Here is an 8,949-nt window from a genome sequence, read left to right as displayed (position 1 = left end):
CACGATGGACACCCTTGCTCTTGGCTAACGGTTGGCACTACCAGCCCCCGTACTGGACTTTCACCAGCAAGTTCGCGCCCATGCTGGGCGCACAATAAAAAAAGCCCATAAAGGCTTTTTTATATGGTAAATCCTTATTCAGCTGGTTGGGATTCTTTATTTGGAACTTCTGTGACTTCTATTGGTGTTTTATTTATTTCAAAATACTCCCTAACTTTTGTTTCAATCTCATTCATCAATTCTGGGTTTTCCAGAAGAAAAGTCTTAACATTTTCTCTTCCTTGACCTAATTTATTTTCATTGTAGCTATACCAAGCCCCTGATTTATTTATAACATTTACGTTGGCACCTATATCTACAAGCTCTCCAACCTTTGATATTCCTTGTCCATACATTATATCAAATTCACATTGCTTAAACGGAGGAGCTACTTTGTTTTTTGCTATTTTTACTCTTGTTCTACTTCCAAGGATATTGTCTCCTTGCTTTATAAGGTCTATCTTCCTTACATCAAGTCTTACAGAAGAATAGAACTTTAGGGCTCTTCCTCCTGTTGTAGTCTCTGGACTACCAAACATTACTCCCACTTTTTCTCTAAGCTGATTTATAAATATGGTTATTGCATTTGACTTGCTTATAGAACCAGCCAATTTCCTAAGTGCCTGAGACATAAGTCTTGCCTGAAGACCTATATGAGAGTCTCCCATTTCACCTTCAATTTCTGCTCTTGGTACAAGGGCAGCTACTGAATCCACTACAATTATATCTATAGCACCACTTCTGACAAGTGACTCTGTAATCTCAAGGGCTTGCTCACCTGTATCTGGTTGAGACACTATTAGATTGTCAATATCTACGCCTAAGGCCTTTGCATACACAGGATCAAGGGCATGCTCTGCATCTACAAAGGCTGCAATGCCTCCTTTTTTTTGAGCTTCGGCAACTGCATGAAGAGCAACTGTTGTCTTACCTGATGATTCAGGTCCGTATATCTCAATTATTCTTCCCCTAGGGAGTCCTCCTATACCTATTGCTATATCAAGACCTATAGATCCTGTTGATATTGTTTCTATACTCATTTTAGCATTTTCTCCAAGAGTCATTATAGACCCCTTACCAAAATCTTTTTCTATTTTAGCTATAGCAGCATCAAGAGCTTTTCTTTTTTCATTCATGACTATTCCACCTTTCATAAGAGAACGTTTGTTCTTATTTAATTATATATGAAAATTTTTAGACCGTCAACTAAATGAATTATATTTAATCTAAAGATATAAGCTTTTTGTTTTTTATAAGATAATCAGCTCCAGATACAAAGGTTATTACTACTGCAAGCCACATCATTATATTTCCAAAAGGTATGTTAAGCAAAAGCATAAGGACTGCAAGGATTTGAGTAGTAGTCTTTGCTTTTCCTCCTTTCGACGCAGCAATCACCTCTCCACTTAAAGCTGCTATAGCTCTTATAATACTAACAGAATATTCCCTGGATATTATGATTACTACCATCCAAGCGGGAGTAAGATTCATTTCCACAAGGCTTATAAGTGCTGCTGCTACAAGTATTTTATCTGCAAGTGGGTCCATAAATTTCCCAAAATTACTAACCATGTTGTGCTTTCTTGCAAGGTACCCATCCAAAAAATCTGTTATAGAAGCTATTGCAAATATAAAAGCTGAAATTGGAAAAAATCCAGAAGCTTTCTCATAATAAACTGCAAGGAAAAAAAATGGAACCATAATCATTCTCAGGATAGTAAGTTTGTTTGCTATATTCATTCTATTTCATCTCCTATCAAGTCATATTCCATTGCATCATTTATTTTTACCTTAACAAAACTTCCTTTTTCAAGCTTATTTTTTGATTTTACAAAGACAATTCCATCAATCTCTGGGGCATCTCTAAAACTTCTAGCTTCATAAACGTTGTCTTCAGCATTTTTTTCTATTAAAACTTCCATAGTTTTTCCTATATATTCTTGATTTTTTTCAAGGGATATTCCTTGCTGAATTTCCATTATTTTTCCTTGTCTGTATTCTTTAGTCTTTTGGTCTATATGCCCCTTCATATTTGCAGCAGGGGTTCCTTCTTCTTTAGAATAAGTAAATACTCCCAGCCTATCGAATTTGACTTTAGATACAAAATTAACCATATCCTCAAATTCCTCTTCAGATTCTTGAGGAAATCCTGATATTAATGTAGTTCTAATTACTGCATTTGGAATTTCACTTCTTATTAGTTCTATCTTCGAAATTATATCCTCTTGGGTAGTCTTTCTGTTCATTCTTTTTAACACGTTATCGTGGCTGTGTTGTATTGGCATATCAAAGTAAGAGCATACTTTTTCAGATTCTTTTACAGCCTTTACAAGCTCTTCATCTATATCTTCAGGATATGAATAAAGAAATCTTATCCATTTTATTTTTTCTATTTTTGAAAGCTCTCTAAGTAGCTGAGCGATTCTTTTTTCGTTATAAAGATCTAATCCGTACTTCGTAGTATCTTGAGCTATTAGTATAATTTCCTTTACTCCATTTTCAGCTAGCATTTTTGCTTCTTCTATGATATCTTCAATCCTTCTACTTCTATATCCTCCCCTTAGTTTGGGAATAATACAGTAGGTACAAAGATTATCGCAACCTTCTGCTATTTTTATAAATGCACTATAGCTTTCAGTTAAAAGCTCTCTTTTAGCACTTAGATTCATATCTCTGTTAATATCAAGGATAAGACTTTGTTTTTGTCCAAGCTCTAGACCCTTAACAATCTGACTTATCATTTCAAAGCTCGTAGTTCCTATAAAGGCATCTACTTCAGGAAGCTCATTTTTCAGGTCTTCACTATATCTTTGAGATAGACATCCAGCTACAATTAGATGTTTTAACTTTCCAATCTCCTTATATCTTGCAATATCAAGAATTTCTGATATGGATTCTTCTTTAGCTGATTCAATAAAACCACATGTGTTTACAACTGCAAGATCAGCACTACTTAAATCATCTGTTTTTTCTATTCCATCCTCTTTTAGCAGACTAAGCATCATCTCAGAATCTACTAAGTTTTTTGAACATCCCAAAGTTGATATATAAACCTTATTTTTCATAATTGTCTCCTTTTACATCTTCATAAAATCTGATTAATCTAGTTAGAGTCTCTTTGTAATCATCTGAGCTCACTTTAAACTCATAGCTGTATTTATCATTAGAGTGCTTATATAGATTATCATAATAATTTTCAATAAGATATCTCGCTACATAGCTATAGTCCTTAATATTTATTTTATCTATAAGCTCATCCACTATCTTTTTCCCAAGAGAATCTTTTAGCATAAGCGTTGCATTTATAAGCTTATCATCGTCCTTTGTCTTAGATTTTGAGTAATCTTCAACGAGGCGACTGACTCTTTTTTCTAATGAACTCTCTACAAATATATGATATCCATTTTTCATGCTATCTGATAGAGCTTTAGGAATAAAAACCTTTCCTATTTTCCTGCTTTCACTTTCTAAAAAGACAAATTTATCATTGTTTTTAGAAAGACTGTTAAAAAGTAGAGATTCAAATCTTTTTTGAGTCTGATGTCCATCACTATAATATATTTCCCCATACACAGATCCGCTATTTTTTGCATATTTTTCTAAATCCAAAACCGGAATACCCTGCTTTTTTAAATCAATCAAAATTTCAGTTTTGCCTGCTCCTGTATTTCCGTGAAGAAGAATACATTTTAATGTATCTGAAATATTCTCTAAATAGTCTATAACATGCTTTCTGTATGATTTATATCCTCCTAGAAGCTTATATACTTCTATTCCAGTTGAAGAGATGTAGCTACATAGTGCACCACTTCTCATTCCTCCTCTAAAACAATAAACTAGAACCTTGTCATGTTTTGAGGATATATCTGTGAATTTTTCATGAAAAAACTTTAACTTCGGGGCTGTAATATCTATCCCTTCCTTTACTGCCCTTTCCTTTCCTTGAGTCTTGTAAAGGGTTCCAACTAAAGCTCTTTCATCATCTTCCAGAAGTGGTATATTTATTGATCCTTCTATATGATCTTCATTATATTCCTTTGGGGACCTCACATCTACTATAGCTATATTGTGCGTTTTTTTTATGGCAAGGAGTTCATCTATACTTAATTCCTTCAATTTTACACCTTCTCTTGTGGCATTATTTTGTCTAAAAATACTTTTCTTGGTTTTGAACCATCACTTGGCCCTATAATCCCTTTGTCTTCAAGATCATCTATTATTCTTGATGCTCTATTATAACCTATTCTAAACTTTCGTTGAAGCATGGAAGTGGATGCCTGTTCCCTTTCTTTTATGAATTCTAAGACTTCAGGAATCAAAGCGTCTTCAATATTCTCACTTTCAAATTCTATTTTTTCAATCTCCATTGAAATTTCTTTGTCTTCTTCTTTTTCCCCATTATTTTCCTTTATAAAATCAGTTATCATCTCAACTTCCTGTTCAGTTACAAATGCCCCCTGCATTCTCACAGGTTTGCTTGCACCCATAGGATAATAAAGCATATCCCCTCGTCCAAAAAGTTTTTCAGCCCCTCCTGAATCCAGTATCGTCCTTGAATCCATCTGAGAAGAAACTGCAAAAGCTATCCTAGAAGGTATATTCGCCTTAATAAGTCCTGTTATAACATCAACAGAAGGTCTTTGAGTTGCTATTACAAGATGTATTCCGCATGCTCTAGCCATTTGTGCAAGTCTACAGATAGCATCCTCTACTTCATTAGGACTTACCATCATCAAATCTGCCAGCTCATCTACAATAATTACTATCCTTGTAAGCTTTTCTTCAAACTTTTCATTGTATCCATTTATGTCCTTTACTTTATGCTCGGAAAAAAGCTTATATCTTCTATTCATTTCTCCTACTGCCCAATTTAAAGCATTTGGAGCTTTTTTCATATCCGTGACAACAGGAATAAGCAGATGCCCTATGCCGTTATATATAGAAAGCTCTACCATCTTAGGATCTATCATTATAAGCTGTACTTCTGCTGGGGTATATTTATATAATATGCTGCAAATAAGGGTATTTACACATACGCTTTTCCCAGAGCCTGTGGCCCCTGCAATAAGGACATGGGGCATTTTGGATATATCTGAAATCACTGAGCTTCCAGCGATATCCTTACCCATTCCAAAGGCTATGTTTGCAGATGTTTTTTTAAACTCTAGACTGCTAACTATATCCTTAAAGCTCACCATTTCACTTTCTGAAGTGGGTACCTCTATACCTATTAAGGATTTTCCAGGTATTGGAGCTTCGATTCTTATGCTATGTGCTGCAAGTGCAAGTGCCAAATCTTCAGTAAGATTCGTTATTTTGCTTACCTTTGTTCCTGCTTTTGGCTCTAGCTCATATCTTATAATAGTAGGTCCATACGTGACATTTTTGACCTTTGCATCTACTCCAAAATTCAAAAGCGTATTTTCAAGGGTTTTAGTATTTTTTGCCCTATTTGAAATGTCTTTTTTATTTGTCTGAGGATAATCTCTTAAAATATCCACTGATGGAAAAGCATATAACTCATTTTCATTTCTTTTATATTTTTTATTATTTGAAACAATATTTTCATTGTTAGTAGATATCAAATTTTCTTTTTTATTTTGAAAGTCTGGAACAATAAAATCATTTTGAGTATCATTCTTTTCAGAAAAGATATTTGGAGTTTCTTCAAAATTATCTTCTTTTTTAATTTTTATTCTTTTCTTCTTTACTGGTTTTTCATCCTCTTCTTCCTCATCTACAAGTACGAAGTTTTGGATTTTAGATACTATCTCCTTGATTAATCCTGTAAGCCAGTTTTGAGCTGATCTTGCCTTAGGTCCAAGATTTTTTATATCTACTTTAAGATAAAAAATAGCAAAGAATACTGAAAGCACTATTGCAAAAAACCAGCTTCCAGTACTTCCTAGGAGCCTTTTCATATAGTAGGTAAGGGTAGTAGAAATAATTCCAGAACCTTGCCCTCTTTGAGACTGCGAAAATATAAGTCTCGTGTTTTCTAAAGAAAGTGGACTTGTTTTAGGTAAAAAATCTATATTTAAGAGTCCATATATTAAAAAACATATAAAGGTAAGGAGTCCTATCATTTTTTTTGATATATTTTGGTAGCTGAATTTATCCCCATAAATTAATTTATATACTCCTAAGAAAATTAGGGTAAATGAAATTAAAATAGATAAACTGGAAAAAAAACCTAGCAAAAGATATTTTACTGAGGACCCTATTATCCCCATAGAGTCAGTTCTTACAGATAATGTCATAAAAATTCCCACAAAAATAAAAATAAGGGATAGCATATTCTCATTTATAAATTTTTCCTTTTTTTTTGACTTTCTTTTTCTTATTCTCTTAGCCAATTAAATCACCATCCTTTGTTGCCTTCAACTAAGTATTATACTATTTTATAGGTATTATGGCAAAAAATTAAAGCCCTCTTTTAAAGGGCTCTTTGAATGGACTTAATAATTATTCTGTTTCTTCTTTTACTTCTGGTTTTGATTCTTTTTCTAAAAGAGCTTTTCTTGATAGATTAATTCTGCCTTGTTGGTCAATTTCAGTTAAAAGTACTTCAATTTGATCACCAACTGAAAGTACATCCTCTACTTTATTAACTCTCTTTGTATCAATTTGAGAAATATGAAGAAGACCTTCTTTTCCTGGAAGTATTTCAAGGAAAGCACCAAAAGTAGTAAGCTTAACTACTTTTCCAAGATATTTTTGTCCAACTTCTGCTTCTTTTACTATAGTTTCTATTATTTCTTTAGCTTTTTTACCCATATCTCTATTTACAGCTGCTATAAACACTGTTCCATCGTTATCTATGTCAATTTTAGCCCCTGTTTCATCAATGATTTTATTAATCATTTTTCCACCAGGACCTATTATATCTCTTATTTTATCTGGCTTGACATGAAGTGTAAGAATCATAGGAGCATATTCTGAAAGCTCAGGTCTATGAGTAACTATAGTTTTTCTCATTTCATTTAATATATGAATTCTTCCAACTCTAGCTTGCTCTAAAGCCTCTTTAAGGACATTTTCATTTATACCTGCAATTTTTATATCCATTTGGATAGCTGTTATTCCTTTTTCAGTACCAGCAACTTTAAAGTCCATATCTCCAAGGAAATCTTCCATACCCTGAATATCTGAAAGTACGGCTATATTTTCCCCTTCTTTAATAAGTCCCATTGCAATTCCTGCAACCATATCTTTAAGTGGAACTCCTGCATCTAAAAGAGAAAGGGTGCTTCCGCAAACACTTGCTTGAGATGTGGATCCATTTGAAGAAAGAACTTCTGATACTACTCTTATAGCATATGGGAAATCCTCTTTGCTTGGAAGCATAGGCTCAAGTGCTTTTTCTGCTAATGCTCCATGACCTATCTCTCTTCTTCCCGGACCTCTTGAAGGTCTAGCTTCTCCTACTGAAAATGCCGGGAAATTATAGTGGTGCATATATCTTTTTTCTTCTTTTTCTCCAAGTCCGTCAAGGGTTTGAGAATCTCCAAGAGCTCCAAGAGTTGTAATACTAAGAACCTGAGTCTGTCCTCTTGTAAATAGTCCAGAACCGTGAGTTCTAGGTAACATTCCTACCTCTGACCATATAGGTCTTATCTCATCAAGCTTTCTGTTGTCTGGTCTTATTTGTTCATGAGTTATAAGTTCTCTAACTCCTTCTTTAGTAATTGAATATAAAATCCCTTCAACATCTTTAATTGATTCAGGATAGATTTCAGCAAAATGCTCTAAAGCTTCACTTTTTACCTTATCCATATTTTCAATTCTTTCTTGCTTGTCAAATGTTCTTATTGCATTTTTCATCTTTTCCTTTGAAAAAGCTATAACTTCGCTTTTAATATTTTCATCAACCTCATGAAGCTTTAACTCCTCTTTTGGTTTTCCCACTTCTTTTACAATTTCTTCTATAAAAGAAACTATTTTTTTGATTTCTTCATGGGCAAAAAGGATAGCCTCTAGCATTACAGCTTCATCAACTTCATTAGCTCCAGCTTCTACCATCATTATAGCTTCTTTTGTTCCAGAAACTACTAGGTACATATCTGAATCCAATTTTTCCTGAGCATTTGGATTAATTACAAACTCTCCGTTTATTCTTCCAACAGATACTGAACCCGTCGGCCCGTTAAAAGGTATAGATGATATGGAAAGAGCAACTGAAGAGCCTATCATAGCAAGGGTATCAGGATTAGCATCTTGATCCATAGAAAGTACAGTAGCTACAACCTGCACATCATTTCTGTATCCATCAGGGAAAAGTGGTCTTATTGGTCTATCTATAAGTCTTGATGTAAGTATGGATTTTTCAGAAGGTCTTCCTTCTCTCTTTATGAATCCGCCAGGTATTTTACCTGCAGAGTACATTTTTTCTTCATAATCTACACTAAGTGGAAAAAAATCTATACCTTCTCTTGGTTTTGAAGAATTCGTAGCACTTACTAGTATCATAGTGTCGCCACTTCTCATTATACATGCTCCATTGGCAAGTTCTGCTACTTTTCCTATTTCAACTGAGAGATTTTTTGTTCCCAATTGCATTTCGTAAATTTTACTCATAAAATACCTCCTTATATTATTAAATATTAGAAAAAAGAGCAGGGTTCACCTGCTCTTTCATTACTTTCTAAGTCCTAATCTTTGAATCAATGAATTATATCTATCAAGGTCTTTGCTTTTTAGGTATCTAAGAAGTGATCTTCTTTGTCCTACCATTTTAAGAAGTCCTCTTCTTGAATGGTGATCCTTTTTATGAGTCTTAAGATGTCCATTAAGCTCATTTATTCTTTCTGTAAGTAATGCTACCTGTACTTCTGGAGAACCTGTGTCTCCTTCTTTCGTAGCAAATGTTTTGATTACTTCTTCTTTTCTCATTTTTTCCATTATTACACC

At 33.8% G+C, this 8,949-nt stretch carries 7 protein-coding genes; all 7 read right to left on the bottom strand.

Annotated elements, in window-relative coordinates; all coding sequences use genetic code 11:
• Nucleotides 1-134: 134 nt before the first annotated feature.
• Nucleotides 135-1,175, bottom strand: a complete 1,041-nt coding sequence (recA, locus tag J2Z35_RS01220; protein ID WP_209658512.1) for a recombinase RecA — start codon at nt 1,173-1,175, stop codon at nt 135-137.
• Nucleotides 1,176-1,260: 85 nt separating this feature from the next.
• On the bottom strand, nt 1,261-1,779 hold the full coding sequence (gene pgsA, locus J2Z35_RS01215) for a CDP-diacylglycerol--glycerol-3-phosphate 3-phosphatidyltransferase (protein WP_209658510.1): 519 nt from the start codon (nt 1,777-1,779) through the stop codon (nt 1,261-1,263).
• Nucleotides 1,776-3,104: a 30S ribosomal protein S12 methylthiotransferase RimO gene (gene rimO / locus J2Z35_RS01210; protein WP_209658508.1), complete on the bottom strand. Its 1,329-nt coding sequence runs from the start codon at nt 3,102-3,104 to the stop codon at nt 1,776-1,778. The genes pgsA and rimO overlap by 4 nt, the downstream gene beginning before the upstream one ends.
• Nucleotides 3,094-4,155: a tRNA 2-selenouridine(34) synthase MnmH gene (gene mnmH / locus J2Z35_RS01205; protein WP_209658506.1), complete on the bottom strand. Its 1,062-nt coding sequence runs from the start codon at nt 4,153-4,155 to the stop codon at nt 3,094-3,096. Before mnmH ends, rimO begins: the two co-directional genes overlap by 11 nt.
• Before the next feature lie 2 nt (nt 4,156-4,157).
• Nucleotides 4,158-6,395, bottom strand: coding sequence for an FtsK/SpoIIIE family DNA translocase (locus tag J2Z35_RS01200; RefSeq protein ID WP_209658504.1), 2,238 nt, complete (start codon nt 6,393-6,395; stop codon nt 4,158-4,160).
• A gap of 109 nt (nt 6,396-6,504) precedes the next feature.
• A complete protein-coding gene (locus tag J2Z35_RS01195; RefSeq protein ID WP_209658502.1) occupies nt 6,505-8,616 on the bottom strand; it encodes a polyribonucleotide nucleotidyltransferase in 2,112 nt (703 codons plus the stop codon).
• A 60-nt stretch (nt 8,617-8,676) separates the two neighbouring features.
• Nucleotides 8,677-8,940, bottom strand: coding sequence for a 30S ribosomal protein S15 (gene rpsO, locus J2Z35_RS01190; protein ID WP_209658500.1), 264 nt, complete (start codon nt 8,938-8,940; stop codon nt 8,677-8,679).
• Between the last annotated feature and the right edge of the window lie 9 nt (nt 8,941-8,949).

The sequence above is a fragment of the Acetoanaerobium pronyense genome, assembly GCF_017874355.1.
Classification (GTDB): domain Bacteria; phylum Bacillota; class Clostridia; order Peptostreptococcales; family Filifactoraceae; genus Acetoanaerobium; species Acetoanaerobium pronyense.
Note: the sequence above shows the minus strand (reverse complement) of the source record. Positions and strands in the feature narration are given on the sequence as shown.